At 73.8% G+C, this 26,388-nt stretch carries 25 protein-coding genes and 1 riboswitch; of the genes, 21 read left to right on the forward strand and 4 right to left on the reverse strand.

What is annotated here, in order from left to right:
* From EV383_RS31745 to EV383_RS32705, 3 genes are all read left to right on the forward strand, one after another.
* The gene (locus EV383_RS31745; RefSeq protein WP_207223592.1) at positions 1-348 is read left to right on the forward strand and encodes a TraR/DksA family transcriptional regulator; all 348 of its coding nucleotides are present in this window, start codon (positions 1-3) and stop codon (positions 346-348) included.
* A gap of 28 nt (positions 349-376) precedes the next feature.
* Positions 377-862 carry a hypothetical protein gene (locus EV383_RS19920; RefSeq protein WP_130291311.1) on the forward strand — a complete coding sequence of 162 codons (486 nt, stop codon included), beginning with the start codon at positions 377-379 and terminating at the stop codon, positions 860-862.
* Between the two features lie 181 nt (positions 863-1,043).
* Positions 1,044-1,178 carry a hypothetical protein gene (locus EV383_RS32705; RefSeq protein ID WP_278044838.1) on the forward strand — a complete coding sequence of 45 codons (135 nt, stop codon included), beginning with the start codon at positions 1,044-1,046 and terminating at the stop codon, positions 1,176-1,178.
* A 3-nt stretch (positions 1,179-1,181) separates the two neighbouring features.
* On the opposite strand, the gene EV383_RS19925 is transcribed toward EV383_RS32705, so the two are convergent.
* Entirely contained in the window at positions 1,182-1,550 is a 369-nt protein-coding gene (locus EV383_RS19925; protein WP_130291312.1) for a hypothetical protein, read from the reverse strand.
* A gap of 90 nt (positions 1,551-1,640) precedes the next feature.
* Between EV383_RS19925 and EV383_RS19930 the strand changes: the two genes are divergently transcribed.
* The 11 genes from EV383_RS19930 (at position 1,641) to EV383_RS19980 (ending at position 12,933) form a co-directional block, all read left to right on the forward strand.
* On the forward strand, positions 1,641-1,982 hold the full coding sequence (locus tag EV383_RS19930) for an iron chaperone (RefSeq protein ID WP_130291313.1): 342 nt from the start codon (positions 1,641-1,643) through the stop codon (positions 1,980-1,982).
* Positions 1,983-2,209: 227 nt separating this feature from the next.
* Positions 2,210-3,643, forward strand: a complete 1,434-nt coding sequence (locus EV383_RS19935) for an MFS transporter (protein WP_165438412.1) — start codon at positions 2,210-2,212, stop codon at positions 3,641-3,643.
* Positions 3,644-3,654: 11 nt separating this feature from the next.
* Positions 3,655-4,401, forward strand: a complete 747-nt coding sequence (locus EV383_RS19940) for an IclR family transcriptional regulator (RefSeq protein WP_130291315.1) — start codon at positions 3,655-3,657, stop codon at positions 4,399-4,401.
* Between the two features lie 40 nt (positions 4,402-4,441).
* A complete protein-coding gene (locus EV383_RS19945) occupies positions 4,442-5,464 on the forward strand; it encodes a hypothetical protein (protein WP_130291316.1) in 1,023 nt (340 codons plus the stop codon).
* Positions 5,461-6,660, forward strand: a complete 1,200-nt coding sequence (locus tag EV383_RS19950) for a thiolase family protein (RefSeq protein WP_130291317.1) — start codon at positions 5,461-5,463, stop codon at positions 6,658-6,660. Before EV383_RS19945 ends, EV383_RS19950 begins: the two co-directional genes overlap by 4 nt.
* Positions 6,657-7,139: a Zn-ribbon domain-containing OB-fold protein gene (locus EV383_RS19955; RefSeq protein WP_130291318.1), complete on the forward strand. Its 483-nt coding sequence runs from the start codon at positions 6,657-6,659 to the stop codon at positions 7,137-7,139. Before EV383_RS19950 ends, EV383_RS19955 begins: the two co-directional genes overlap by 4 nt.
* 1 nt (position 7,140) lies before the next feature.
* The gene (locus tag EV383_RS19960) at positions 7,141-8,253 is read left to right on the forward strand and encodes an alcohol dehydrogenase catalytic domain-containing protein (protein WP_242623215.1); all 1,113 of its coding nucleotides are present in this window, start codon (positions 7,141-7,143) and stop codon (positions 8,251-8,253) included.
* Entirely contained in the window at positions 8,250-9,911 is a 1,662-nt protein-coding gene (locus EV383_RS19965; protein WP_242623216.1) for a class I adenylate-forming enzyme family protein, read from the forward strand. Before EV383_RS19960 ends, EV383_RS19965 begins: the two co-directional genes overlap by 4 nt.
* The gene (locus EV383_RS19970) at positions 9,908-10,786 is read left to right on the forward strand and encodes a cyclase family protein (RefSeq protein WP_130291319.1); all 879 of its coding nucleotides are present in this window, start codon (positions 9,908-9,910) and stop codon (positions 10,784-10,786) included. Before EV383_RS19965 ends, EV383_RS19970 begins: the two co-directional genes overlap by 4 nt.
* Positions 10,787-10,801: 15 nt before the next feature.
* Positions 10,802-11,647 (forward strand): mycofactocin-coupled SDR family oxidoreductase, encoded by an 846-nt coding sequence (locus EV383_RS19975; protein WP_130291320.1) that lies wholly within the window; start codon positions 10,802-10,804, stop codon positions 11,645-11,647.
* 107 nt (positions 11,648-11,754) lie between these two features.
* Positions 11,755-12,933 (forward strand): CaiB/BaiF CoA transferase family protein, encoded by a 1,179-nt coding sequence (locus EV383_RS19980; RefSeq protein WP_130291321.1) that lies wholly within the window; start codon positions 11,755-11,757, stop codon positions 12,931-12,933.
* 34 nt (positions 12,934-12,967) lie between these two features.
* Here the strand turns inward: EV383_RS19980 and EV383_RS19985 are convergent, their stop codons facing one another.
* On the reverse strand, positions 12,968-14,119 hold the full coding sequence (locus EV383_RS19985; RefSeq protein WP_130291322.1) for a CaiB/BaiF CoA transferase family protein: 1,152 nt from the start codon (positions 14,117-14,119) through the stop codon (positions 12,968-12,970).
* 184 nt (positions 14,120-14,303) lie between these two features.
* On the opposite strand from EV383_RS19985, the gene EV383_RS19990 reads away from it, so the two are divergent.
* From EV383_RS19990 to EV383_RS20020, 7 genes are all read left to right on the forward strand, one after another.
* Positions 14,304-15,473 carry an acyl-CoA dehydrogenase family protein gene (locus EV383_RS19990; protein WP_130291323.1) on the forward strand — a complete coding sequence of 390 codons (1,170 nt, stop codon included), beginning with the start codon at positions 14,304-14,306 and terminating at the stop codon, positions 15,471-15,473.
* Complete coding sequence (locus EV383_RS19995; RefSeq protein ID WP_130291324.1) at positions 15,473-16,936, forward strand: flavin-containing monooxygenase; 1,464 nt, start codon at positions 15,473-15,475, stop codon at positions 16,934-16,936. Before EV383_RS19990 ends, EV383_RS19995 begins: the two co-directional genes overlap by 1 nt.
* Positions 16,933-18,099, forward strand: coding sequence for a thiolase C-terminal domain-containing protein (locus EV383_RS20000; RefSeq protein ID WP_207223593.1), 1,167 nt, complete (start codon positions 16,933-16,935; stop codon positions 18,097-18,099). Before EV383_RS19995 ends, EV383_RS20000 begins: the two co-directional genes overlap by 4 nt.
* Entirely contained in the window at positions 18,096-18,473 is a 378-nt protein-coding gene (locus EV383_RS20005; RefSeq protein WP_130291325.1) for a Zn-ribbon domain-containing OB-fold protein, read from the forward strand. The genes EV383_RS20000 and EV383_RS20005 overlap by 4 nt, the downstream gene beginning before the upstream one ends.
* Positions 18,474-18,575: 102 nt before the next feature.
* Positions 18,576-19,340 (forward strand): crotonase/enoyl-CoA hydratase family protein, encoded by a 765-nt coding sequence (locus EV383_RS20010; RefSeq protein ID WP_130291326.1) that lies wholly within the window; start codon positions 18,576-18,578, stop codon positions 19,338-19,340.
* Between the two features lie 2 nt (positions 19,341-19,342).
* Complete coding sequence (locus tag EV383_RS20015) at positions 19,343-20,479, forward strand: nitronate monooxygenase (protein WP_130291327.1); 1,137 nt, start codon at positions 19,343-19,345, stop codon at positions 20,477-20,479.
* 100 nt (positions 20,480-20,579) lie between these two features.
* Positions 20,580-20,984, forward strand: coding sequence for a hypothetical protein (locus EV383_RS20020; RefSeq protein WP_130291328.1), 405 nt, complete (start codon positions 20,580-20,582; stop codon positions 20,982-20,984).
* 127 nt (positions 20,985-21,111) lie between these two features.
* Here the strand turns inward: EV383_RS20020 and metE are convergent, their stop codons facing one another.
* Together metE and EV383_RS20030 are read right to left on the reverse strand one after the other, a co-directional pair.
* Complete coding sequence (gene metE / locus EV383_RS20025; RefSeq protein ID WP_130291329.1) at positions 21,112-23,424, reverse strand: 5-methyltetrahydropteroyltriglutamate--homocysteine S-methyltransferase; 2,313 nt, start codon at positions 23,422-23,424, stop codon at positions 21,112-21,114.
* A gap of 155 nt (positions 23,425-23,579) precedes the next feature.
* A riboswitch (cobalamin riboswitch) is annotated at positions 23,580-23,788 on the reverse strand.
* A gap of 65 nt (positions 23,789-23,853) precedes the next feature.
* Positions 23,854-26,373 (reverse strand): molybdopterin oxidoreductase family protein, encoded by a 2,520-nt coding sequence (locus EV383_RS20030; protein WP_130291330.1) that lies wholly within the window; start codon positions 26,371-26,373, stop codon positions 23,854-23,856.
* Positions 26,374-26,388 lie beyond the last annotated feature (15 nt).

The raw sequence follows: 26,388 nt of genomic DNA on the forward strand, positions 1-26,388 counted from the left end.
GTGGACCCCTCCGAGCTGGCCGAGCACCGTGCGGTGGCGGCCTCCCGCGCGACGTCGCTGGCGCGGGAGCTGGAGTCCCTCGCCGAGGAGCAGTCGTTGACGAGCCACGACGACGAGCACGACCCGGAGGGTGTGACGATCGCGGTCCAGCGGGCCCAGATCCAGGGGATGCTCGCCGCCGCCCGCCGCGACGTCGAGGACCTCGACCGCGCCTCCGCGCGTCTGGCCGAGGGCACCTACGGCCGGTGCGCGCACTGCGGCGGACCGATCGCGGACGAACGGCTGGAGGCTCTGCCCGCCACCACGACCTGCATCGGCTGCGCGAACCGGACCCGCCGCCGGAGGTGAGGCGCGGCGGCCGCAGTACGGTCCGATCATGCTCAACCGTCTCCCCGGGGCACGTCTCGCCGGAGCCGCCGGGACCGCGGCCGTACTCGTGGCGCTGCTGACCTCCTGCTCCGGTGCCGCGTCCGACGCCCCCGCCGGCCCGGACCCCGCGGCGCAGGCGCAGGAGGCCGTGCGGTCGACCTTCACCGGTTACGCCCAGGCGCTGCTCACCCGCGACTTCCCCGGCGCCTGCGCCCGGCTGACCGACGAGGCCGCGAAAGCACTCGTCACGGATCTGAACTCCAAGAACATCCCCGCACAGACCTGCGACCAGGCCTACGCGGCGCTCTACGCCACCGACGCCGCCAAGACACTCGACGAGTCGAACCGGACCGTCGAGGTGACCGGGGTGACGGTCGACGGCACCACCGCCACCCTCTCCTACACCGGCCTGCTCAAGGGCAAGCCGCTTCCGCCGCAGACCGTCCGGGCCCAGCAGGTCGCCGGGAGCTGGCGGATCGCGCCCAGCGGCTGAGACCCGGCGTACGGAGCCTCTCCGCGCTGATGAGGGGCCGTCTGTCACTCGTCAATGGCGATGATCGTTGCGTAGTCAATTGCGACGATCTCCGGCCTCGGTCACCGGAGGTCGACGTAGCGTTTTCGACAGGGGGTCCGGTCACGAGGCCGCGCCCGGCTACGTGGCGAGGAGGCCGTTCATGGAGGTTCTGTGGTTGATGCTGGCGGTCGGGGTGTTCCTCGGCTGGTACATCGGCCGGTGGCGGGCGGAGACCCGGCGCGCGCGGGCCGACATGCGCACCGTCTGGAACAACAGGAGCAAGTACCGCAGCTGAGCGTCAGTAGCCGACGGCGTCGAGGTAGCGGATCATCCCGACGCCGATCGCGGTCGCACACACCAGCAGCGTGACGACCGAGAACGGCCAGCTCGTCCGCCGGTCCAGGATCCGCAGGACCGAGACCACGAGTCCGCCCAGCCCGGCCGCGAACGCCACCACCACGGACCCGCCGACCGAGACCAGCGCCCCGGAGGTGCTGCAGTTCTGCGGCGGGCAGTAGTCGAGGAACGCGATCAGGAACACCGCGCCGAACACGCCGAGCGCGACGGTCATGCCGGTGATCGTCAGGGCCACGACGGAGATCGCGACGTCCCAGGCGATCAGCGGTCGCTTCGCCGCGACGCGGGAGCGCGAGCCGTCGGGCAGCATGCCCGGAACGCTACTCCAGCCCGGGATGATCCGGACGGATCGGACAGCCGTCGGTAACGTCGTGCCGCTGCGCGCGAGGAACTCTGCGTGATGGACGACGCCGTGCACGCCTACGTCGAGGCGATCGCGCCCGCCCGCCGGCCGCTGTTCGACCGGATGCACCGCCTCATCCTCGAGGTGCGTCCGGACGCCGACGTCGTCATGGCCTACAAGATGCCCACCTACCGCTCCGGCGGGTACAGCCTGCACGTCGCGGTGTGGAAGCACGGGCTGTCCCTCTACGGCTGGGACGCCGAGCGCATCGGCGGTTTCGCCGGACGTCACCCGGACCTCGTCGGGGCGAAGGGCACCATCCGTATCCCGACGGAGACCGCGGGCGACGTCACCGACGACGACCTGCGCGAGCTGGCCCGGGGCGCCCTCGGCGGCTGAACTCCGGCCGGCCCCGCAGCTCGGCCCCGCAGCCCGACCCCACGGCCCGGCCCGCCCGCCCGGCCCGGAGACCCGCGCTCCGGGTCCGCGTCGCGCTGCTCCGTATCCACGAAGCGTCCTTGTCGACGTGGCGAGCCCACGCATAGCGTCCGATGCATTCGCAGGACCGGATCTGAGATCCGGGATCTCGGATGACCACCCGTCGACGACGCCGGGAGCAGACGGACATGACGCACGATCCGAGCCCCGTCGTGGGCGTCCCCGCCACGGGGAACACGCAGTCGGGGACCCTGGAGCCGGGGCACGTGGCCGGTCCGGCCGAGCAACGCCGGGTCGCCGCCGCATGCGTCATCGGTAACTTCGTCGAGTACTTCGACTTCGCGATCTACGGCTTCTTCGCCGCCGCGATCGGCGCCACGTTCTTCCCCGGCGGCAGCGCGAGCACACAGCTGCTGCAGTCGCTGGCCGTGTTCGGCGTCGCCTACGTGATGCGCCCGCTCGGCGGGCTGGTCTTCGGCGTGATCGGCGACCGGGCCGGGCGCCGGGCGTCGCTGTCGATCAGCATCGGCGTGATGGGCGCCGCGACCGCCCTGATCGGGCTGCTGCCCGGCTACGCGACGATCGGGATCGCGGCCCCGCTGCTGCTGGTGCTCCTGCGCTGCGTGCAGGGCCTGTCGGTCGGCGGCGAGTGGGGCGCGAGCTCGGCCTACCTGATCGAGACCGCCCCGCCCGGACGTCGCGGGGTCCGCGGCAGCTACCCGTCGATGGCCGCCGCACTCGGCCTGCTCGCCGGCAGCCTGCTCGCGCTGGTGTTCGGCCTGCTGCTGACGCCGGAGGCGCTGACCACCTGGGGCTGGCGCGTCCCGTTCCTGATCGCGGCGCCGCTCGCGCTGCTCGGGCTCTGGATCCGGCGCCGCCTCGAGGACACGCCGGTGTTCGCCGAGATCGAGCGCCGCCGCGCGGCCGAGCAGGCCGACGTGCCGAGGGCCCGGTTCCGCGACGCGGTCCGCCGCGACCACGCCAAGGCCCTGCTGGTCACGTTCTCGTTCTCCTGGATCTGCGGCGTCGGCCTCTACTACCTGGGCTCCTACGTCGTGAACTTCCTGGCCTCGACCGTCGAGCTGCCGCGCGTCCAGGCGGTGCTGCTGACCGGGCTCGCGCTCGCCGTCTACGCGGGACTGTGCCCACTGGCCGGGCGGGCCTCGGACCGTTTCGGGCGCCGCCGCACCGTGCTGTTCGGGTGCATCGGGCACGCCGTGCTCGGCATCCCGATGTTCATGCTGATGGCCACCGGCAACGCGGTCGCGATCGTCGTCGCGCTGCTGCTGTTCGGGATCGTGCAGGCCCCGATCAACGCGAACACCTCGCTCATCCTGATCGAGCTCTTCCCCGCCGCGACACGGCTGACCAGCGGGTCGCTCGGGTTCAACCTCGGCGTCGGGCCACCGTCCGGGTTCGGCCCGCTCGTCGCGGCGGCGCTCGTGGTCGGGACCGGGCTGGACTACTCACCGGGCTTCTTCCTGGCCGGGGTCGCGCTGGTCTGCGGCCTGGTGCTGTTCGCCCTGCTCCCGGAGACGGCCGGACGGAACCTGCTGGCCGACACCGACGCCACCCAGGACACCCGGCCGGCGCGGCCGGCGACGACCACGACAGGCATCTGAGGAGGACCGGGATGGACGGACAGCGGCTCACCCGCATCTTCGACGTCATCGACCAGCTCGCCGAGCACGGCCCGCAGACGGTGACCGAGCTCAGCTCCCGGCTGAAGCTGCCGTTGAGCAGCACCCACGACCTGGTCAAGGCCATGGTCGAGGCGCGGGCGCTGCACTGCTCGGGCCGGACGTACGGGCTCGGCCCGCGCGCGGTGCGGGCCGCGCTCAACGTGATGGACGCCGTCGCGCTCCCCCGGGTCGCCGAGCACCACCTGGACCTGCTGGTGCAGAAGATCGGCTTCGACGTCTACCTGGCGATGGCCACCGGGACCCGCGTCGTCTACGTCTCGCGGCACGCCGGCCGTCAGCGGGTCAACCTCGACATCCCGCTGGGGCGCAGCCTGCTGCTGCACTCGACCGCGGTGGGGAAGCTGTTCGCCGCGCACCGCCCGGACGTCTACCGGGCCATGTTCGAGCGCGAGCGCCCGCAGCTGACCCCGCAGACCCGCACCACCCAGGTGCAGCTCGACCGCGACCTGGCCGCCATCCGCGCCCGCGGGGTCAGCGTCAGCCGCGGCGAGAGCCTGCGCGGCGTGATCGGCCTGGCCACCCCGGTCCGCGCGCCGGACGGCTCGCTGATCGCCGCCGTGCACGTCTCCGCGCTGCGCAACTCGCTGCCGTCGAAGGAGACGGGCGCGGTGGTCGCGGCGATGCACGAGGCCTCGCTCGCCATCGAGAACGAGATCGCCGACCCCGCCGTCGCCTGACGACCCTCCCACCCACAGCCCACGACAGAGGGAGCAGAAGATGCCACCCGGCACCGACCCACCCGCCCCGCGGCCGCGGATCGCGGTCCTGGCGATCCGCCGCGAGGCCACGGCTCGCGAGGAGAACCGCAGCCTCGAGGAGATGATCTTTGAGGTGGCGCACGAGACGCTGGCCGACGCCGGTCTGTCGCAGGCCACCGTCGACGGGATCGTGCTGTCGGGCAACGACCAGAGCGACGGCCGGGTGATCTCCTGCATGACCTCGGCCGGACCGGCCGGGGGCGTCGACAAGGACGTCACGATGATCGCCTCCTCCGGTGAGCACGCGCTGGCCTACGGCTGGCTGCGGCTGCGCTCCGGGCAGGGCGACACCGTGCTCGTCATCGGATGGGGCAAGCCCAGCGAGGGTGTCAACCCCGATTATGCCGAGCTGGTCAGCGCCGAGCCCTACGTCCTGCGCGCGGTCGGCATGAACGACACCATCGCCGCGGCGCTGCAGGCCTCGCGCTGGGCCGACCCGGCGTCGGCCGGCGGTACGGCGACGGTGAGCTGGCCCCTGACCGCCGACGACCTCCCCCGGCGCGGCGACGCCGTCGTCGCCGCGGTGCTCGCGGTCGAGGGCAGGTTCACCCCCGGCACGGAGGTGGCCTGGATCCGCGGCGCCGGTTGGTCGACCGAGAACTACGAGCTCGGCGCCCGTGACGTCGGCGCCCAGACCGCGCTGGACCAGGCGCTCGCGCACCTGGCCCGGGGCGCCGACGGCTCCGTCCCGCCCCCGTCGGACTGGGACGCGGTCGAGATCGCCGCGCCGAGCGAGCCCGCCGCCACCCGTGCCGTGGCCAAGCTCGGGTTGCCCGCCCACGCGAGCGTCAACGCCGCCGGGTCGCTGCACGACCGGCTCGCACCCGCCCACATCGCCGGGCTGGACCGGCTGCTCGCCGCGGCCGGCGCGGTGGGGCCGGGTACCGGCACGGCCGCCGGGGTCGGGTTCAACGGCTTCGCCGGTCAGGGCGCGACCGTCATGGTCTTCGGCGCACCCGGCATCGAGGAAGGGGCATCATGAGCGTGCCGAACGTGGGAGTACTCGGCGTCGGGCAGACGCCGTACGTGAACCGGCGCACCGACGTCACGTTCCCGGAGCTGGTCCGGGAGGGCGCGCAGCTGGCCTTGGCCGACGCCGGCGTCACGATCGACGACGTCGACGCCGTGGTGTTCCCGCTGGCACCGGACGCGCTGACCGGCACCGGCAACGGGGAGCGCTGGTGCATCGAGGCACTCGGTGCGGCCGGCAAGCCGTTCATGCGCGTCAACAACGGCGGCGCGACCGGCATGAGCGCGATCATCGCGGCCTGGACGCACGTCGCGTCCGGCGAGTTCGACGTCGTGCTCGTCGCCGGGGCGGAGCGGGTCTCGGAATCCGGCTCGGCGCAGTCGGTGCTGAACAAGATGTGGGACGTCGGCTACGAGCGCCCCATCCCGCTGAACACGATCACCATGCTGGCGCTGTCCGCGGTGCGCTACATGCACCTCTACGGCTGCGACGAGACGGACTTCGCCCGGGTGACGGTGAAGAACCGCCGCCACGCCGCGTTGAACCCGGTCGCGCACCTGCGCGAGGAGGTGACGGTCGACGACGTCCTGGCCAGCCGCACGCTGGCGTGGCCGATCAAGCTCGGCGACGCCTGCCCGTCCTCGACCGGGGCGGCCGGCGCGGTGCTGGTCTCCGAGCGCTACGCGAGGGCGCACGGCCTGGACCCGGCGTGGATCCGCGGGGTCGGGCAGAACACCGAGACGTTCTGGATGAACGACCGGGTCGGCCCGAAGGCCCTGCAGGACCACGGCGACGCCGACGCGCTCGCCACGGCCTTCCAGCGCGCCTACGCCCAGGCCGGGCTGACCGACCCGACCACCCAGATCGACGTCGCCGAGATCTACGCGCCGTTCTCGAGCGTCGAGCTGCACGTGATCGAGGCGGCCGGGCTGTGCGGGCTCGGTGAGTCGCCCAAGCGCCTCGCCCAGGGCGACTTCGCCCTCGGGTCGGCCGGCACCGTCGTCAACCCCTCGGGCGGGGTCCTGTGCTCCAACCCCATCGCCGTCACCGGCGTCGCACGCCTCGCCGAGTCGGTGCTGCAGGTGAAGGGCCGGGCGGGCGCCCACCAGGTGCCCGACGCCCGCGTCGCGGTGGCCAGCGCCATCGGCGGCGACCACCAGTTCTACTCGACCCTCGTCCTGAGCAGTGACCTGGAGGACATCGCATGAGCACCCCCACGACCAACGCCGGTCCGCAGTTCTACGAACAGACCTGGGACCTGAGCTACAAGCACGCGCTCGGCGAGACCACGTCGAGGTTCCTGGGGGCGCTCACCGAGGGCAAGATCCTCGGCCGGCGCTGCCCGGAGTGCGAGCGGGTGCTCGTCCCGGCGCGCTCGTTCTGCGACCGCGACCACTGCGCGACCACCGACTGGGTCGAGGTCGGCACGACCGGGGTGATCGAGATGTTCACCGTGGTCTACGAGCCGTTCAAGAACCTGCCCGCGCCGCCGTATGCGCTGGCCTACGCGACGCTCGAGGGCGCGGACACCGCGCTCGTCGGGTACGTGCGGGGCCTGGACCTGTCGGATCAGAGGACCGCGGTCGCGGCGCTCGCGGTCGGCACCCCGGTCGTCGTGAGGTTCAGCGACGACCCCACCGGTACCGCGGCCGACTACTGGTTCGAGCCCGCCGCGGGTTCGAACTGACGTGAGCACCGCCGTGACCGCCACCGATCCCGCGCACGGAAGCGGCGGGCCACCGCCCGCGACGATGCGGGTGGTCGAGCTGGACGGCACCGGGGACCCGGGCGTCCTGGTGCCGGGCACCCGCCCGACGCCACGTCCGGGCCCGGGCGAGCTCCTCGTCCGGGTCGGGGCGTGCGGGGTCTGCGGTCACGACGCGCTGGCCCGCCGGGGCGCCCTGGCCGCGTGCGCCGGGGCGGTGCTCGGTCACGAGATCGCCGGACGGGTCGTCGCGCTCGGCACGGACGTGCCGGGTGGGTGGCTCGGGAAGCGGGTCGCGCTCGTGCAGCGCATCCCCTGCGGGCGCTGCGACGACTGCACCGACGGTGCGACGACGCACTGCCGCTCCGGCCCCGGCTTCTACGGCGAGGACCTCGACGGCGGCTACGCCGAGTACGTCCGGGCGAGCCCCTTGAACGCGGTGGAGCTGCCCGACGAGATCGACGACGCCACCGGGGCGATCCTGTCCTGCGCGGTCGGCACCGGTCTGCGCGCGCTGCGCTCGGCCGAGGTGGGGCCCGGGCAGGTCGTGATCGTGACCGGCGCCGGTGGTGGGGTCGGTCTGCACACCGTCGCCCTGGCCCGGCATCTCGGTGCCCGGGTGGTCGGCGTCGTCGGCAGCCCCGCCAAGGCCGACGCCGTCCGCGCCGCGGGTGCGGACTCCGTCCACCCGTGCGCGGATATCACTGCCGGGGCAGCGATATCCGCGCACGACCTCCGGGACGCCGTCCGGGCGCTCGGCAGTCGTCGCGGGGCGCACGTCGTGATCGAGACGACGGGAGCGCCGACGTTCTCCACCGCGCTGCGGGCACTGGCCCCGCGCGGACGGCTGGTGCTCGTCGGCAACACCGTGCCGGGGCCGTTGCCGCTGGACCCCGGCCTGACGATCGTGAAGGAGCTGCGTGTGTCCGGATCCGCCCATGCCGACCGCGACGACCTGACCGAGGTGGTCGAGCTCGTCGCCGACGGGGCGATCACCCCTGTCCCGGCGCGTCGCCGGCCGCTGTCGGAGGTCGCCGACGCCCACGCCGAGCTGGACGCCCGCACCGTCATCGGGCGATCGGTGGTGATCCCGTGAGCGCCGAGGCGCGAACCGGCACCGCCCGCATCCCCGAGCAGCGCTCCCCCGCCGAGCCGCCGCCCAGCCCGACGCTGCCGCACCTGGTGCACGCATGGGCCGAGACCACACCGGAGGCGCCCGCGCTCGTCGCCGGCGCCGTCCGCTGGACCTACGCCGACCTCGACGACGCCGTGCGCCGCGCCGCCGGAGCGTTGACCGGGCTCGGCGTCGGGACCGGCTCCCGGGTCGCCCTGCTGGCCACGAACACCGCGTCCTGGCTCGCCGCCGCCGTCGGAGCGATGTGGGCCGGGGCCCGGGTGGACGCGTTCAACACCTGGGTGAAGGCTTGGGACCTGGAGCACCTGCTGGAGAGCTCGGCCGCCGACGTGCTCGTCGTGGCCGGGCAGGTCCGCGGTGCCGACATGCTCGCCGTCGTCCGCGAGCTCGTCCCCGAGCTGCGCTCGGCCGGGCCCGGGGCGTGGACGTCGGAGCGGTTCCCGGCGCTGCGCCACGTGGTCGTGCTCGGTGGGCACCCGGAGCTGCCGCAGGGCGCGCTCCGCTTCGACGACCTGCTCGCCGCTGCGACGCCGGCCGCGCCCGGCACCGACGCGGCGCGTCCCGAGCAGCCCGCCTACGTCATGTACACCTCCGGCTCGACGAGCCGGCCCAAGGCGGTGCCGCTGTGCCAGCGCGACCTGCTGGTCAACGGGTTCCACATCGGCGAGCGGATGGGCCTGGGCACGGCCGACCGCGTCTGGCTGGGGTCGCCGCTGTTCTGGAGCTTCGGCGGCGCGAACGCCCTGCCCGCGACCTGGACGCACGGTGCGTGCCTGGTGCTGCCCGAACAGTTCGTGCCGGCCGAGAGCGCGGAGCTGATCGCCCGCGAGGAGGTCACCGCGGCCTACCTGCTGCCCGGGATCATCGACGCCCTGGCCGCGTTCGGTGCACAGGTGCGTGCGGTGCCGAGCCTGCGCACCGGGCTGACGATCGGGCGCCCGGAGGAGGTCGCGCGCGCCGTCGACGAGCTGGACGTGGCCGGGATCTGCAACATCTACGGCGCCACCGAGACCTACGGCAACTGCTGCGTCACCCACCACGACACCGAGCTCGACGTACGGCTGACGACCCAGGGCCCGCCCCTGCCGGGTGTCGAGGTGCGGGTGGTCGACGTCGAGGGCACGGTCCTCGGCGTCGGGGAGCTGGGCGAGCTGCAGGTCCGCGGCCGGGTCACCCCCGGCTACCTCGGCGACGACGACGCCAACGCGAAGGCCTTCACCGATGACGGCTGGTACCGCACCGGCGACCAGCTGCGCGTCCGCCCGGACGGTGCCGTCGAGTTCGGTGCCCGCCTCACCGACATGATCAAGACGTCCGGGATCAACGTCGCCCCGGCCGAGGTGGAGAGCTACCTGGCCGGGCACCCGGACGTGGTCGAGGTCGCCGTCGTCGGGGCGCCGCACCGCGTCCGCGGCGAGGTCGTGATGGCGTTCGTGGTGCTGCGCGACGGAGCCTCGGCCGACGGCGAGGCGTTGCGCGCGTACTGCAAGGAGGGCATCGCCGGGTTCAAGGTGCCCTGGGAGGTCGTGGTGACCGACGAGCTGCCACGCACCCCGACCGGGAAGCTGACCCGGCGCACGCTCGTCGAGGTGGCCGCGCAACGGGTGGGAGCGACATGAGCAACTGGGGCCGTTGGGGCGACGACGACGAGGTGGGCGCGCTCAACCTCGTCGACCCGGCGGCCGTGCTCGGCGGGCTGGCGCTGGCCACGGAGGGGCGGGTGCTGTCGCTGGCCCAGCCGATCGGCCCGTCCGCCGGGGTGCCGCCGCACCGCCGCGCACCGCAGCGGTTCATGGACCGCGACGCCGGCGACTACGCGGCGGGCGCGCGCAGCCCGGACGGGTTCTGCTTCGCCGAGGACACCGTCGTGTTCGGTACGCACTCGGGCACCCACCTCGACGCCCTGTCGCACGCCTGGACCGGCGACGAGCTCTACAACGGCCACGCCGCCACCAACACCCGCTCCACCCGCGGCGCCCAGCGCTGCGGTGCGGACAAGCTGGTCCCGGTGCTCACCCGCGGGGTGCTCGTCGACCTGGTCGCGGCACGGGGCGGACCGCTGGAGCCGTCGACGCCGGTCGGTGCCGACGACCTGGCGCGCGCCTACGCCGACGGCGGCATCGAGCCCCGGACCGGGGACGCGGTGCTGCTGCGCACCGGGTGGTGGGAGCGCCACGCCGGGTCGCCGGAGTACTTCGACCTGGAGCCGGGCCTGGACGCGGGCGCCGCGGACTGGCTCGCCGAGCGCGACGTGGCGCTGGTCGGGGCGGACAACTACGCGGTCGAGGTGGCGCCCTCGGCGCCGGGCTCGACGTTCCCGGTGCACCTGACGCTGATGCACCGCCACGGCGTCCCGCTGCTGGAGAACCTCGACCTGCGCGCCCTGGGTGAGGCGCTGACGGAGAGCGGGCGCACGACGTTCCTGCTGGTGGTGGCCCCGCTGCCGCTGGCCGGATCCACCGGCGGGCCGGTCAACCCGGTCGCCGTGCTCTGACGGGAGGGATCAATCATGGGACGGTTCGACGGCCCTCGTTTCGAGAACAAGGTGGCCTTCGTGACGGGCGCGGCGCGCGGGCAGGGCCGCAGCCACGCGGTGGCGCTGGCGAGGGAGGGCGCCGACGTCATCGCCGTCGACGCCTGCGCGCCGATGGAGTCCGCGCCGTACCCGATGGCGACGCCGGAGGAGCTCGACGAGACCGTCCGTCAGGTCGAGGAGCTGGACCGGCGGATCATCGCCACCCGGGCCGACGTCCGCGACCAGGACGCGCTCTCGGCCGCCGTCGCCGAGGGCGTCGCGCAGTTCGGGCGCCTCGACGTGGTCGTGGCCAACGCCGGGATCCTGTCGGTCGGGCAGAGCTGGGAGATCCCGGAGAGCACCTGGCAGGACATGATCGACGTCAACCTGACCGGGGTCTGGCACACGACCAAGGCCGCGATCCCGCACATGATCGAGGCCGGCAACGGCGGGGCGATCGTGCTGATCAGCTCGATCGCCGGGCTGCGCGGTGCGCAGTTCATCGGACACTACGTCGCGGCCAAGCACGGCGTCGTCGGCCTCATGCGCACGATGGCCCAGGAGCTCGGGCCGCACGGGATCCGGGTGAACAGCATCCACCCGATGCAGGTCGACACCCCGATGGTGCAGAACGAGGCCACCTACCGGCGCTACCGCCCGGACCTGGCCCACCCGACCAGCGAGGACTTCGGGAACGCCTCGGCCACCACGAACCTGCTCGGCATCCCGTGGGTCGAGTCGGCCGACATCAGCAACGCGCTGCTCTTCCTGGCCTCCGACGACGCCCGCTACGTCACCGGCGCCACCCTGCCCGTCGACGCCGGGCTGCTCGTCCGGTGACCGCGACGGGTGCGGCGGGCTCCGGAGCCGCGGGTCCGAGCGCCGCGGGTCCGGGCGCGGCGGGTCCGGGCGCGGCTGGTCCGGCGGCGCCCGGCCCACTGAGCGGCATGACCGTGATCGAGTGCGCGTCGATCGTCCTGGGCCCGCTCACCGCGCAGTACCTCGGCGACCTCGGCGCGGACGTGCTCAAGGTGGAGCCCGCGACGGGCGACCTGACCCGGCACATCGGCCCCCGCCGCTCCCCCACCATGGGTTCGCTGTTCCTGACCAACAACCGCAACAAGCGCAGCGTGGTGCTGGACCTGAAGAACCCCGCCGGACGCGCGACGCTGGACCGCCTCGTCGACCGTGCCGACGTCTTCCTGCACTCGGTCCGGGGCGCCGCCGCGGCCCGCCTGGGTCTGGACCACGCGACGCTCGCCGCCCGCAACCCGCGGCTGGTCTACTGCCACGTCAAGGGCTTCGCCGACGACGGCCCCTACGGCGGCAAGCCCGCCTACGACGACGTCGTCCAGTCGCTGTCGGGCCTGGCGATGCTGCAGACCGTCGTCACCGGCGAGCCCCGCTACATGCCGTCGATCCTCGCCGACAAGGTGACGGCCGTGCACGCCGCCTACGCGGTGACGGCGGCGCTGCTGCACCGGGAGCGCACCGGCCTCGGGCAGAAGGTCGACGTGCCGATGCTCGAGACGATGGCCGGGTTCAACACCGTCGAGCACCTGTGGGGCGCGACGTTCGAGCCGCCGCTGGGCCCGATGGGCTACGAGCCGGTCAGCACGGCCAGCCGCCGGCCGTTCGCCACCCGTGACGGCTACCTGTCGTTCCTGCCCTACTCCGACGTCCAGTGGAAGCGCTTCTTCTCCCTGATCGGCCGCGACGACGTGATGGAGGACCCGCGCTTCGCCACGTTCGCCGCGCGCCAGCAGAACGTCGCCCTGGTCTGGGGCGAGATCGGCCACCAGCTCACGATGCGCACCAACGCGGAGTGGACGGACCTGCTCGGCCACGAGGACATCCCGTTCGCCGTGGTCAACTCCCTCGACCAGCTCACCGAGGACCCGCACCTGGTCGGCACCGGCTTCTGGCAGCTGCACGAGGACCCGGTCGAGGGCACCCTGCGCCTGCCGACCAGCTCCCTGGGACTGTCCGAGTCCCCCGCCGGCGTCCACCGCCTCCCACCCCGCCTGGGTGAGCACACCCGCGAGATCCTCACCGAGATCGGACTCGACGACGCGGCGATCGCCCGCCTCGCCGCCGAGGGCGGGACGGACCTCGACCCGGCCTGACCGCACCGCGCCGGCCCGTGGGTGGAGACCGTCGTCAGCCGACGGCGCCGGCCTCGCGGAGCGCGGCGATGCGGTCGCCGGACAGCCCGGCCTCGGCCAGGACCTGGTCGGTGTGCTCACCGGGCGCGGCGGCGGGACGGGCGACCGAGGCGGGGGTGCGGTCGAAGCGGGGCGCGGGCGCCGGTTGGGTCACGCCGCCGACCTCGACGAACGTGCCGCGGTGCCGGTTGTGCGGATGCTGCGGCGCCTCGCTCATCCGCAGGACCGGGGCGAAACAGGCGTCGGTGCCCTCCAGCAGCGCGCACCACTCGTCGCGGGTGCGGGTCCGGAACACGGCCGCGAGTTTCTCGGTCGCCTCCGGCCAGCGGTCGCGGTCCCACTGCCCGGGCAGGTCACGCGCAACGTCGGGGCCCAGGCGCTCCAGCAGCTCGGCGTAGAACTTCGGCTCCATCGCCGCGATCGAGACGTGCTCGCCGTCGGCGGTCTCGTAGACGTCGTAGAAGTGCGCGGCGCCGTCGTTCGGGTTCGACCCGCGCTCCTCGGTCCAGCCGCCGCGGCCGAGCATCTCGTACATCATCGTCATCAGGTACGCGGAACCGTCGACCATGGCCGCGTCGACGACCTGGCCCCGCCCGGACCGTCCGGTCTCCACCAGCGCGGCCAGGATCCCGGTCGCCAGCAGCATCCCGCCGCCGGCGAAGTCGCCGAGCACGTTCAGCGGCGGTACCGGGCGCTCGCCCCGGCGGCCGATCGGGGCCAGGGCACCGGCGAGGGCGATGTAGTTGAGGTCGTGCCCTGCCGCCCGGGCGTACGGGCCGTCCTGGCCCCAGCCGGTGACCCGCCCGTAGACGAGGCGGGGGTTGCGCGCGAGGCACTCGTCGGAGCCGAAGCCGAGGCGCTCCATGACGCCCGGGCGGAAGCCCTCGATCAGCGCGTCCGCGCCGTCGACGAGCTGCTCGGCGACGGCCCGACCGTCCGGGTGCTTGAGGTCCACCCCGACCGAGCGACGGCCGCGGGCGAGGATGCCCGAGCTCAGCCCGTCCATGTCGGTGGGTGTGGCGCCGGGGTCGGGGATCCGGTCCAGGCGCACGACGTCGGCCCCGAGGTCGCTGAGCACCATCCCGCAGAACGGACCCGGTCCCAGCCCGGCGAACTCGACGACCCGTACCCCCGTCAGCGGTCCCATCCCGTGCCTCCTCGGTCGGCGTCGCGGCCCATCCTGCCTCCGCCCGGAGGGGACCGTCCGGTCCTTCGCCATCCCGGAACGCACTGCCGCAGGCGACCGCGGAGTACCTAGGCTGACGAGCAGGTCGACGGCGCCCGCGTCCTTGTCAGCATCGGCGGCCGACGAGACGCTCCGAGGAGGCGCGATGATCCCCAGGACGATCTTCTCGCCGGAACACGACCTGTTCCGCGACACGGTGCGCCGGTTCGTCGCCGACCATGTGGTGCCGCACTACGCGGAGTGGGAACACGCCGGCGAGGTGCCCCGCGACGTGTGGCGCGCGGCCGGCAGGATCGGGCTGCTCTGCCCGATGGTCCCGGAGTCCGACGGCGGGCCCGGCGGGGACTTCCTGCACGGTGCCGTCGTCACCGAGGAGATGGCCCGGGTCGGGGCCGTCGCGCCGACGTTCTACCTGCAGAACGACATCGTCGCCCCCTACCTGGTGCACCACGGCACGACGGAGCAGAAGCAGCGGTTCCTGCCCGGGATGGCCTCCGGTGAGATCGTCGCCGCGGTCGGCATGTCCGAGCCCTCGGGCGGCAGCGACCTGGCCAACCTGCGCACGACCGCCCGCCTGGAGGGCGACGAGTACGTCGTCAACGGCCAGAAGGTGTTCATCACCGGCGGGCACACCGCGGACCTGCTGGTCCTGGCCGTGCGCACCGGGGAGGCGCCGGGCGCGAAGGGCGTGAGCCTGCTGCTGGTCGAGACCGACCGTCCCGGCTACCACCGCGGCCGCACCCTGGACAAGATCGGGTGCAAGGCCCAGGACACCTCCGAGCTGTTCTTCGACGACCTGCGCGTGCCCGCGTCGAACCTGCTCGGTGAGTCCGGCCGCGGGTTCGGCGTGCTGATGGGCGAGCTCGCCCAGGAACGCCTGGTCCAGGCCGTCCGGGCGGTGTCCTCCGCGGAGGCCGCGCTGCGATGGACCGTCGAGTACTGCGCCGACCGGGACATGTACGGCGGCACGCTGGCCGACATGCAGAACACCCGTTTCGTGCTCGCGCAGCTGCACGCGGACACGATGGCCCAGCGGGAGTTCGTCGACCGCGCGATGAGCCTGCACGTCGCGGGCGAGCTGGACGCGCTCGACGCCGCCGCGGTCAAGCTGACCACCACACAGCTGCAGGGCCGGGTGATGGACGAGTGCCTGCAGCTCTTCGGCGGCTGGGGCTACATGACCGAGTACCCGATCGCCCGCGCCTACGTCGACGCCCGCATGACCCGGGTCGGCGGAGGGTCCGCCGAGGTGATGAAGCACCTCATCGGCCGTGCGCTGTTCCGCGGCCGCACACCCGAACGGAAGGCCCGCTGATGTCCCCTCCCTCCCGGCGGCACGTCGCCGTGATCGGCGCCGGCGCGGGCGGGCTGTCCGCCGCCCGGCACCTGCTCGAGGAGGGCCACGAGGTGACGGTGTTCGAGCTCGGCTCGCACATCGGTGGCCTCTGGGTCTACGACAACGACAACGGGCTCGCCGCCGCCTACCGCTCCCTGCACATCAACTCCGAGCCGCGCGTCACCGCCTACCGGGGCTTCCCGTTCCCGGAGCGGGTCGGCCTGTTCCCGTCGCACTCCGACGTCGCCGAGTACCTGGGCTCGTTCGCCGACACCTACGACATCCGGCGCCGGATCCGGTTCCGCACGCGCGTCACCTCCGTCGAGCCGGAGGCGGGCGGCAGCGGCCGGTGGTGGGTGGAGCACGAAGACGTTGGCGACACGGCGACCGCCGAGCGGCAGCTCTACGACGCCGTCGTCGTCGCGAGCGGGCACCAGGGCGTGCCGTCGCACCCGGGCTGGGCGAAGGACTTCACCGGCCGCTACCTGCACTCGCACGACTACCGCGAGCCGGAGCCGTTCCGCGGGGAGCGGGTGCTCGTCGTCGGGGTCGGCAACAGCGGCCTCGACGTGGCCGCCGACGTCGCCCCGGACGCCGGGCAGACGCTCGTGGCGGCCCGGTCGCCGGTGCTGATCATGCCGCGGATGGTGCTGGGAGTGCCGACCGCGCGGGTGCTCGGAGCGCTGAGCAAGCCGTGGATGCCGTGGCCGGTGCAGCGCACGATCATGCGGGTGATCAGCCGCGTCTTCCACGGGACGATGGAGCAGTGGGGCATGCGCACCCCGGTCACGCGCACGCACCCGGCGAGCAACGCGACGTTCATGGCGCACGTGTCCTACCGGCGGATCACGATGAAGCCGGGCGTCGCGGGCGTCGACGGCACGACGGTGCGTTTCGACGACGGCAGCGCGGAGGAGGTGGACACGATCATCGCCGCGACCGGCTACGAGATCGACCTCCCGTTCCTGTCCGACGCGGTGTCCCCGGTGAACGAGCGGCGCCTCGACGCCTACCAGCGGGTCGTGCACCCGGACCGGCCCGGCCTCTACTTCGTCGGGTTCTTCAACGTCAGCGGAGGGGCCAACATCTCCATGATGGACACCCAGTCGGCGTGGGTGGCCGCGCTGGTCGGCGGGCGCTCGTCGCTGCCGACGCCGTCGCGGATGCGGGCCGACGTCCGCCGCGAGCGGGCCCGCAACCGGCGTCGATTCCCCGGCTCGCCGCGCTACGGCCTGGAGCTGGAGCCGGCCCGGTACAGGAAGCGGATCGCGAAGGAGATCGAGCGCACGGCGGGCGGCGCCGCGGCCGCCGCCGCCGGCACCCTCGCACCGCAGGCGACCGGTCGCCGCCCGGCCGACGACCCGCCCGCCGCGCCCGCGACCCCGGGCCCGCACCACGAGGCCGCGACCGGCAACGGCCGGCAGGGGGTGCAGGCATCGTGACCGGAGGGACCCTGCACGACCGGGCCGCCGTCGTCGGCGTCGGCGAGACCTCGTACCTGCGCGGGTCGAAGGACAGCGCGCTCGCCCTGCAGCTGCAGGCCTCGCTGACCGCGATCCGCGACGCGGGCCTGGAGCCCGGCGACATCGACGGGATCATCCCGGTCGGCATCACCGGCGCCCCGGCCGAGGAGTACATCGCCAACTTCGGGCTGACCGACCTGCGGTTCTCCGCCGTCGTCCCGCACGGCGGTGCCAGCGGGATCGGCGCGTTGCAGGCCGCGGCCGCCGCCGTCAGCGCCGGGATCGCGAAGCACGTGCTGGTCCCGGCGGGGCGCAACGTGTCCTCCGGCGACAAGGCCGGTGTGCGCATCCATCAGATGCCGCAGTTCCGGCTGGTCACCGAGTTCGAGAAGCCCGCCGGGGCGATCGCACCGGCCCAGCTCTACGCCCCGATGGCACGTCGACACATGGAGCTCTACGGCACGACGTCGCGCCAGTTCGGCGAGATCGCGGTGTCCACGCGGGAGCACGCCGCGCTGCACGGCAACGCGGTGATGACGAAGCCGATCACGATCGACGACCACCAGTCGTCGCGCCTGATCGCCGACCCGTTCCGGCTGCTGGACTGCAGCCTGGAGTCCGACGGCGGTGCCGCGTTCGTGGTGTCGTCGCCGGAGCGGGCACGCGACCTGGCGCAACCGGTGGTGAGCCTGGCCGGGATCGCGATGGGCCACCCGGACTCGCCCAGCTCGATCACCCAGCGCCCGGACCTGACGAAGGTCGGGATCGCGAAGGCCGCCCCGATCGCCTGGGGCGTGGCCGGGCTCGGACCCGGCGACGTCGACGTCGCCGAGATCTACGACTGCTTCACCTACGTCGTGCTCTGCCAGCTCGAGGACATGGGCTTCTGCGCCAAGGGCGAGGGCGGGCCGTTCGTCGAGGGCGGACGGCTGCGCCTGGGCGGCGCGCTGCCGACGAACACCCACGGCGGGCTGCTCTCGCAGGGCCACATGCTGGGCATGAACCACATCGTGGAGGCCGTCCGGCAGCTGCGCGGGAACGCGGGCCGGGCACAGGTGGACGGCGCGCAGGTCGCGATCGCGACCGGCTACGGCGACATGGGCGACGGCGGTCTCGCCGTCCTGACCCGGGGGGCACGATGAGCGACGACCTCTCGACCGGCTACTGGGACGGCGCCCGCCGCGGCGCGCTGGTGCTGCAGCGCTGCACCGCGTGCGGGCACGTGCGGCACTACCCGACGTTGCTGTGCCCGGTCTGCCACTCCGACGGCGTCGAACCGCTCGAGGCGTGCGGGCGCGGGACGGTGCACAGCTGGACGGTCGCCCACCACGCGTTCGACCCGGCGTTCGCCGACGATCTGCCGTACACGCTGGTCACGGTCGACGTCGAGGAGGGACCGCGCGTCCTGGCCCGCCTGGAGCCCGACACCGCCGGCCTGCAGATCGGCCGGCCCGTGACCATCGGCTTCGCCCCCGGCGCGGGCGGGGTCCCGGTCCCGCTGGCCCGCCCTGCCTGACGGGCCCCCGACCATGATCGATCGGTGTGGTCGGATCGGTGCCATCGGTGGCACCGATCGTCTCCCACTGATCGATCACCCACGACCGAGAGGGGCGACACCGTGTCCGACGCGGTCCTGGTGACCCACGACGACGGCCTGGCCATCATCACGATCAACCGTCCGGAGAAGCGCAACGCCATCAACGGCGCCGTGTCGGAGGGGGTGTGCGCCGCGGTCGACGAGCTCGACGCCCGCGACGACCTGCGCGTCGGCATCCTCACCGGCGCGGGCGGCACGTTCTGCTCCGGGATGGACCTGGCCGCGTTCGTGCGCGGCGAGACCACCCGGGTACCGGGACGTGGGCTGCTCGGCATCGCGCGCACGCCGCCGACGAAGCCGCTGATCGCCGCCGTCGAGGGGTACGCGCTGGCCGGCGGGTTCGAGGCGATGCTGGCGTGCGACCTGGTGGTCGCGGGCGCGGGCGCGTCGTTCGGGCTGCCCGAGGCCAAGCGCGGTCTGGCCGCCGCGGCGGGTGGTCTGCTGCGGCTGCCCCGGATGATCCCGCAGCGCATCGCGATGGAGATGGCGCTGACCGGCGACATGGTCCCGGCCGAGCGGATGCTCGCCTACGGGCTGGTCAACGAGCTCGTCGAGACCGGTGGTGCGCTGGCCGCGGCGACGGCCCTGGCCCGGCGGATCATCGCGAACGCGCCGCTGTCGGTGGCCGCGTCCAAGCGCGTGATCGTCGAGTCGCAGGACTGGAGCACCGAGGAGATGTGGGCCCGGCAGGAGGAGATCACCCGGCCGGTCCTGCGCTCCGCGGACGCGAAGGAGGGCTCCGCGGCGTTCACCGAGAAGCGGGCCGCGAACTGGAGCGGGAAGTAGGGGTGCGCACCCCGATCTGCGACCTGCTCGGCTGCGAGGTGCCGATCTTCGCGTTCTCGCACTGCCGTGACGTCGTCGCCGCGGTGACCCGCGCGGGCGGGTTCGGCGTGCTGGGTGCCTCGACCGGCTCGCCGGAGCAGCTGGAGGTCGAGCTGGCCTGGCTCGATGAGCACACCGGTGGGCGTCCCTACGGCGTCGACGTGATCGTCCCCAGCACCTACGACGAGCGCGCCGAGGTCCCGCCGGCCGAGCTGGAGGCGATGATCCCGGAGGAGCACCGGGCGTTCCAGGACCGCCTGCTGGCCGAGGCCGGGGTGGCCGAGCTGCCCGCCGACGAGCGCGCCCGGCTGCGCGCGGAGCTGGCCGCCGGCCGCGGCGGGATGACCCCGGACGGCGCACGACGGCTGGTGGCGGTCGCGCTCGCGCACCGGAACGTGCGCATGGTGGTCAGCGCCCTCGGAGCCCCGCCGCCGGACGTCGTCGAGGACCTGAAGGCGCACGACGTCGTCGTCGGGGCGTTGTGCGGCAAGGCATCCCACGCGCGACGCCAGATCGAGGCCGGGGTCCAGGTCGTCGTCGCGCAGGGCACCGAGGCCGGTGGGCACACCGGGGAGATCTCGACGCTCGTGCTGGTGCCGGAGGTGGTGGCGGTCGTCGGGGACCGGGCCGCGGTGCTGGCGGCGGGCGGGATCAGCCACGGAAGCCAGATCGCGGCGTCGCTCGCGATGGGCGCGCAGGGCGTCTGGTGCGGCACGATCTGGCTCGGCACCCGCGAGTCCGAGCTCGACGACTTCGAGCGCACCGCGCTGTACGCGACCCCCACCGAGGGCACCGCGCGCCGCCGCGCCCGCACCGGCAAGACGGTGCGGATGACCCGCAGCGAGCTGTCCGAGGCGTGGGAGCGCCCAGGCTCCCCCGGTTACCTGCCGACGCCGCTGCAGGGCGTGCTCTACAACGAGGCGCACGCGCGGGTGGTCCGCGCCCGCCGGGGCGACCTGTGGTCGTTCCCGGCCGGGCAGTCGGTCGGCGCGGTGACCGGGGAGTCCTCGGTCGGCGACGTCATGTTCCGGCTGCAGTCCGAGTACGGCGAGGCCGTCGAGCGCCTCGCCGCGCTCGACACCCGGGAGAACCTCTCCTGAACCTGACGGGTTCACAGGCGATCCTCAGGCGCAGCTCAGCGGTATGTCGGGTTCGTCCCGTTCACTGACGGGTGACGACGACGACGGCGAGGAACCCATCATGAGCGCCACGCACGCCCCGGAGCCCGAAGGACGACCCGACCGCGACGACCGGCGCGATGCGACGCCGCGCCCGGTCGCCGCGCCGCTGACCGACCGCGACCGGGAGATCCTCGACCGCATCGCCGGCTTCGAGAACGGCTCGGACCCGGTCTTCGTCGCCCGGCTCAACGCCCCGCCCGCGCCCGCCACCGACGCGACCGCCGGCACCACCACCGGTCCCGCCGGCGGGCTCGGCCGGGACCGGATCATCCAGATCGTGGTGGTGCTCGGCCTGCTGGCGCTGCTCCTGCCCGGCCCGTGGTTGCTCGTGGCCGCGTTCCTGGTCGGCCCGGCGATCGCGGCCTTCTTCGGCCTGCGCACCGCACGCCGCGCCGCCCGCACCATGAAGCCGCCGGCCGCCTGAGCGCGCAGCCCGAGCTCGCACCAGACCGCACACACCCGGAGGTCACGGCACACACCGCCGGCGGTGTGTGCCGTGACCTGGCGGTGTGTGCGGTCGCACCCGGGGCCGGGCACGGTCCGCGGACCGGTCAGGCGGTCGTGGCGCGGACCCGGTGCACAGCGGCGACCAGGTTCGTCAGGGCCGCGACGACCTCCGGCTCGCCGCGGGTCTTCAGGCCGCAGTCCGGGTTGGCCCACAGACGGTCCGCCCCGATGTGTTGTCGCGCCGCCGTGAGCTGTCCGGCGAGCTCGTCCTCGCTCGGCACCTCCGGGGAGTGCACGTCGTAGATCCCCGGGCCGAGCGCACGCGGCACGCCCGGGCCGAGCTCGGCGAGCACCTCCATCCGCGACCGGGCCGCCTCGACCGTCGTCACGTCCGCGTCCAGGCCGTCGATCGCGCCGACCACCTCGCCGAACTCGGAGTAGCACAGGTGGGTGTGGATCTGGGTGGCGTCGGCGACCGCACCGGTGACCATCCGGAACGCGTCCACCGCCCAGGCCAGATAGTCCTCGCGGTCGAGCTCGTGCAGCGGCAGCAGCTCGCGCAGCGCGGGCTCGTCGACCTGGATGATCGCCAGCCCCGCGGCCTCCAGGTCGGTCACCTCGTCGCGCAGCGCCAGCCCGACCTGCCGCGCGGTGTCGCCGAGCGGCTGGTCGTCGCGCACGAACGACCAGGCCAGGATCGTCACCGGGCCGGTGAGCATGCCCTTGACCGGCTTGTCCGACAGCGACTGTGCGTACCTCGCCCACTCCACCGTGATCGGCTCCGGCCGGGAGACGTCGGAGTGGAGGATCGGCGGGCGCACGCAGCGCGACCCGTAGGACTGCACCCAGCCGTGCTCGGTGGTGGCGAAGCCGTCCAGGTTCTCGGCGAAGTACTGGACCATGTCGTTGCGCTCGGGCTCGCCGTGCACCAGCACGTCGAGGCCGATCTTCTCCTGCAGCGCGACGACGCGTTCGATCTCCGCGCGCATCCGCTCGGTGTAGGCGGCGTCGTCGAGTCGCCCGGCCCGGTGCGCCGCCCGGTCGGCGCGGATCGCACCGGTCTGCGGGAACGAGCCGATCGTCGTCGTCGGGATCTCGGGCAGTCCCAGGGCCGCCCGCTGGGCCGCGGCGCGGGCCCCGGCGTCGCCGCGCCGGTAGTGGTCCTCGCCGAGCTCGACGAGACGCCGCCGGACGTCGGCGTCCCGGCCGCTCGCCGCAGCGACACCGGCCCGGACGGCGCGGGCGGCCTCGAGCTCGGAGCGGACCGCGCCCGGGCCCTCGTGCAGGGCACGGGCGAGCAGGACGACCTCGTCGACCTTCTGGTTCGCGAACGCGAGCCGGTCGACGACGTCCGCGGTGAGCCCGGTCTCGGCCTCGACGTCGTAGGGGACGTGCAGCAGCGAGCAGGAGGTGCTGATCTCCACCCGGCCCACCGCGCCCTGCAGCACGGTCGCCTTGCCGAGCGCGGCGTCGAGGTCGGTGCGCCAGACGTTGCGCCCGTCGACGACCCCGGCCAGCACCGTCTTGCCGAGCAGCGCGGGGATCCCGGACACCGACTCCAGGTCGGCGGCCCCGGCCACCAGGTCGAGACCGATCGCGTCCACCGCGGTGCGGGCCAGCACCGGCAGGGCCGGGCCGAGCTCACCGAAGTAGCTCGCGACGAGCAGCCGCGGGCGCGACGGTGCCGCGGAGAGCCGGTCGTAGACCTTCCCCAGCAGCGCGATCTCCTCCGGCGTCCGGTCGGCGGCGAACGCGGGCTCGTCGAGCTGCACCCACTCCGCTCCGGCCGCGGCCAGCTCGGCGAGCAGGTCGACGTAGACCTCCACCAGCGGCCCGACCAGGTCGAGCGGCCGGAAGCCCTCCGGGGCCTCCTCCGCGGGCTTGGCCAGCAGCAGGAACGTCAGCGGCCCGATCAGCACCGGACGGGTCCGCACACCGGCGTCCGCGGCCTCGCGGAACTCCTCGACCGCCTTGCGGTCGGTGGGGGCGAGCCGCGTCCTCGGGCCCAGCTCGGGGACCAGGTAGTGGTAGTTCGTGTCGAACCACTTGGTCATCTCGCACGCCGGGATCCCCTCCCGGCCGCGGGCCATCGCGAACAGCAGGTCGAGGCGGTCCTCGGACCCGGCGATGCCGGCGAACCGCTCCGGGACCGCACCGACGGCCAGCGCCGTGTCGAGCATCTGGTCGTAGTAGGAGAACGTGTTCGACGGCACCGAGCCCAGACCCGCGTCGCGCAGGCCCGTCCAGGTGTCGCGGCGCAGCCCGGCGGCGGTCCCGCGCAGGGTGTCGCGGTCGATCGTCCCGGCCCAGTAGCCCTCGGTGGCGCGCTTGAGCTCCCGGTCCGGTCCGATCCGGGGGTATCCGATCACGGTGCTGCCCAGGTCGGTCCGGGCGCGGGTGGATGGTGCTGAGGTCACGGCTCTCTCCTCGCGAGCGCGGTGGAGGACCCGCGGTCGTGCACGAGGAGGCACGTCCGACACCCGGCGGCCGTCACCGGAGGGGTCTCCGGCGGGCACGGCGCGGCCCGGGTTCCGCACGGCCCACCCGCGAGGCCACGGATCCGCGCGCACCGGCGGTGCACGCACCGGCGGCAGGTCTTCGGACTCGTGGGCGTCGTGCTCGTTCCTACCGGCCGTCGCTTCCCAGGGAGTTCCCAGTGCTCGTGACGGCGGTCGTTCCCACTCACCGCTGCGGGGCAGTCCCGGAGTCACACCGGGTTCCCTCTTGCCTCGCGCCGTGGCCCGCAGGGCCGCGACGCGAACCGTCGGCACGGCCGACTGTAGGGCCATCCGGCCGCGGCGCAACCGGACGTGTGCCCCCTGTCACGTCCGGTCGCGCCGGGGTGTTCAGCGCAGCGCGGGGCGCGGGCCGGTGTTGGGGGTGTGCTCCGGGGTCGGCGGCGCGGGCGGCGGTTCCGCGACGCGGATCTGCTCCCGGGTCGCGCTGTCGGTCCCGCCCCGGGTCGCCGGGACGCCGCGACGGTCGGCCGGGGCCGAGGCCGTCGTGGTCGGTGCCGGCGACGGCCCGTCGGCGACGTCGATCCGGGTCACCCGCGCCGAGCCGATCTTGAACAGCGGCTGCTTCGAGACCGGGTCCCACGCCGAGAGCGTCGTCTCGTTGGCCGCGTGCCCGGTCGGGGTGCGCCCGTCGCCGTCGTCCCACCAGCCGTAGTGGAACGGGAGGAACACCACCCCGTCGCGGCCGCGCCCGACCCGGGCCGGGACCTCGACGGCGCCGCGGCGCGTCTGGACCCGCACCCGGTCGCCCTCACCGACGCCGAGCAGTGCGGCGTCGGCGACCGAGAGCTCCGCCCAGCCGTCCGGTGCCGCGCGGTTGAGCTGCGGCGAGCGTCCGGTCTTGGTGCGGGTGTGGAACTGGTAGGCGGTCCGGCCGGTGGTGAGCGCGAACGGGAAGTCCGGGTCCGGTGACTCGGGCGGCGCGACGTGCTCGCACGCCCGCAGGAAGGCCCGGCCGTGCGGCGGCGAGGCGAGGTAGTCCTGCCGCGACACGGCCTCGCCGGTGACCAGGTCGTGGCCGTAGGTCTCGCAGACGTCGGGGTCGGTGGCGAACACCCCGTCGGCGTAGAGCCGGTTCACCCCCGCCGGCTGCTCGTCGGTGCACGGCCACGGGATCCCGCTGCCGCCGCGCAGCGCGTCGTAGGACAGCCCCGAGTAGTCGCAGAGCCGCCCGCGGCTGCACTCGCGCCAGGCGTCGAACGCGCCCTCCGGCGTGGACCAGCCGATCAGCGGGGCGCCGTCGCGGTCGCGGAAGTCCATCCGGGTGCCGTAGTCGAGAAAGATGTCGAGGTCGCTGCGCGCCTCACCGGGTGGCTCGACGGCCTTCTCCGACAGGTGCACGACCCGGTTGACGTTGGTGAACGTGCCCTGCTTCTCGCCCCACATCGCGGCCGGCAGGACGACGTCGGCGAACTGCGCGGTCTCGGTCAGGAACCCGTCCTGCACGATCACGAACAGGTCCTCGCGGGCGAGGATCTCGCGGATCCGCGGCAGCTCGGGCAACGACACGGCCGGGTTCGTCGCGGCGATCCAGAGGAAGGCGATGTCCCCGGCCTCGGCCAGGCGGAAGATTTCCATCGCGTGCGTCGGCGGCCCGTCGTGCGGGATGAACGAGGCGTCGACGTTCCACAGGGCGGCGAGCTGGTCGATGTGGTCGGGGTTGTCCCAGTTCCGGAAGCCCGGCAGGTCGCCGTTCGTGCCGGCCTCGCGGGCGTTCTGCGCGGTGGGCTGGCCGTTCATCTGCAGCACCCCGGCGCCGGGGCGTCCGAGCATGCCGCGCAGCAGGTGCAGGTTGTTCACCGCGCACGCCGACGCGGTGGCCTGGTGGGACTGGTAGAAGCCCTGCAGCACCGTGGACAGCACCCTCTCGGACGTGCCGAAGATCCGGACGGCGCGGCGCAGGTCGTCGGCCGGGACCCGGCAGAGCTGCGCGACCCGCTCCGGGGTGTAGGGCTCGACGGTGGCGACGAGGTCGTCGAAGCCCAGGGTGTGCGCGTCGACGTAGGCGCGGTCGATCCACCCCTGCGCGACGAGCTCGCGGACCATGCCGTTGACCAGCGGGAGGTTCGTGCCCGGCAGCGGGGCCAGATGCACTCCCCCGGTGCGCTCGGCGGCCTCGGTGACCGGCGTCGTGCGCGGGTCGACGGCGACGACGACGGGTGGCTGCGGCCCCTCGATCCGGTCCAGGATCCGGCTCCACAGCACGGTCTGCGTCTCGGCCATGTTGTGCCCGAACAGGAAGACCGCGTCGCAGGACTCGATGTCGGTGTAGGTGCCGGGCTGGCCGTCGGAGCCGAAGGACTCCTTCATCGCCGCCGCGGCGGTCGCGGTGCACATCCGGGTGTTGCCGTCCATGTGCGGCGTACCGATGCCGGCCTTCCCGATCACGCCGAGCGTGTAGTACTCCTCGAGGAACATCTGGCCGCTGCCGTAGAAGCCGTGCGATGTCGGGCCGCGCTCGGCGAGCAGCCGGCGCGAGCGGTCCACGATCCGGCCCATCGCGGTGTCCCAGTCGGTCTCGACCAGCTCACCGTTCCCCCGGACGAGCGGGCGGGTCAGACGGTCGGCCGAGGTCGACGCCCGGCACGAGCCGTAGAGCCCCTTCGGGCCGAGACGTCCGTGGTTGACTACGTCGGCCGCGCGGCCCCGCACCCCGACCATCCTCCCGTCGGCGACGGCGATGTCGGCCCCGCACCCGTTGCTGCACAACAGGCACGCCGACTGCACCCAGTGGTCGACGTCGGCCTCGGTGACGCCGTCGTCGAGCCGCGAGTCGACGCGGACCGGCCACGGCATGTCACGGCCGACGGGGGTGCGCGTCCCCCAGATGTCGCTGATGCGGTCGGACACCGAACCTCCGAAGAT

Source organism: Pseudonocardia sediminis, from assembly GCF_004217185.1.
Classification (GTDB): Bacteria; Actinomycetota; Actinomycetes; order Mycobacteriales; family Pseudonocardiaceae; genus Pseudonocardia; species Pseudonocardia sediminis.

Coding starts and splice junctions, on each gene's coding strand:
- EV383_RS19920 (WP_130291311.1), top strand. CDS start 377: ATGCTCAACCGTCTCCCCGGGGCACGTCTCGCCGGAGCCGCCGGGACC.
- EV383_RS32705 (WP_278044838.1), top strand. CDS start 1,044: ATGGAGGTTCTGTGGTTGATGCTGGCGGTCGGGGTGTTCCTCGGCTGG.
- EV383_RS19925 (WP_130291312.1), bottom strand. CDS start 1,550: ATGCTGCCCGACGGCTCGCGCTCCCGCGTCGCGGCGAAGCGACCGCTG.
- EV383_RS19930 (WP_130291313.1), top strand. CDS start 1,641: ATGGACGACGCCGTGCACGCCTACGTCGAGGCGATCGCGCCCGCCCGC.
- EV383_RS19935 (WP_165438412.1), top strand. CDS start 2,210: ATGACGCACGATCCGAGCCCCGTCGTGGGCGTCCCCGCCACGGGGAAC.
- EV383_RS19940 (WP_130291315.1), top strand. CDS start 3,655: ATGGACGGACAGCGGCTCACCCGCATCTTCGACGTCATCGACCAGCTC.
- EV383_RS19945 (WP_130291316.1), top strand. CDS start 4,442: ATGCCACCCGGCACCGACCCACCCGCCCCGCGGCCGCGGATCGCGGTC.
- EV383_RS19950 (WP_130291317.1), top strand. CDS start 5,461: ATGAGCGTGCCGAACGTGGGAGTACTCGGCGTCGGGCAGACGCCGTAC.
- EV383_RS19955 (WP_130291318.1), top strand. CDS start 6,657: ATGAGCACCCCCACGACCAACGCCGGTCCGCAGTTCTACGAACAGACC.
- EV383_RS19970 (WP_130291319.1), top strand. CDS start 9,908: ATGAGCAACTGGGGCCGTTGGGGCGACGACGACGAGGTGGGCGCGCTC.
- EV383_RS19975 (WP_130291320.1), top strand. CDS start 10,802: ATGGGACGGTTCGACGGCCCTCGTTTCGAGAACAAGGTGGCCTTCGTG.
- EV383_RS19980 (WP_130291321.1), top strand. CDS start 11,755: ATGACCGTGATCGAGTGCGCGTCGATCGTCCTGGGCCCGCTCACCGCG.
- EV383_RS19985 (WP_130291322.1), bottom strand. CDS start 14,119: ATGGGACCGCTGACGGGGGTACGGGTCGTCGAGTTCGCCGGGCTGGGA.
- EV383_RS19990 (WP_130291323.1), top strand. CDS start 14,304: ATGATCCCCAGGACGATCTTCTCGCCGGAACACGACCTGTTCCGCGAC.
- EV383_RS19995 (WP_130291324.1), top strand. CDS start 15,473: ATGTCCCCTCCCTCCCGGCGGCACGTCGCCGTGATCGGCGCCGGCGCG.
- EV383_RS20005 (WP_130291325.1), top strand. CDS start 18,096: ATGAGCGACGACCTCTCGACCGGCTACTGGGACGGCGCCCGCCGCGGC.
- EV383_RS20020 (WP_130291328.1), top strand. CDS start 20,580: ATGAGCGCCACGCACGCCCCGGAGCCCGAAGGACGACCCGACCGCGAC.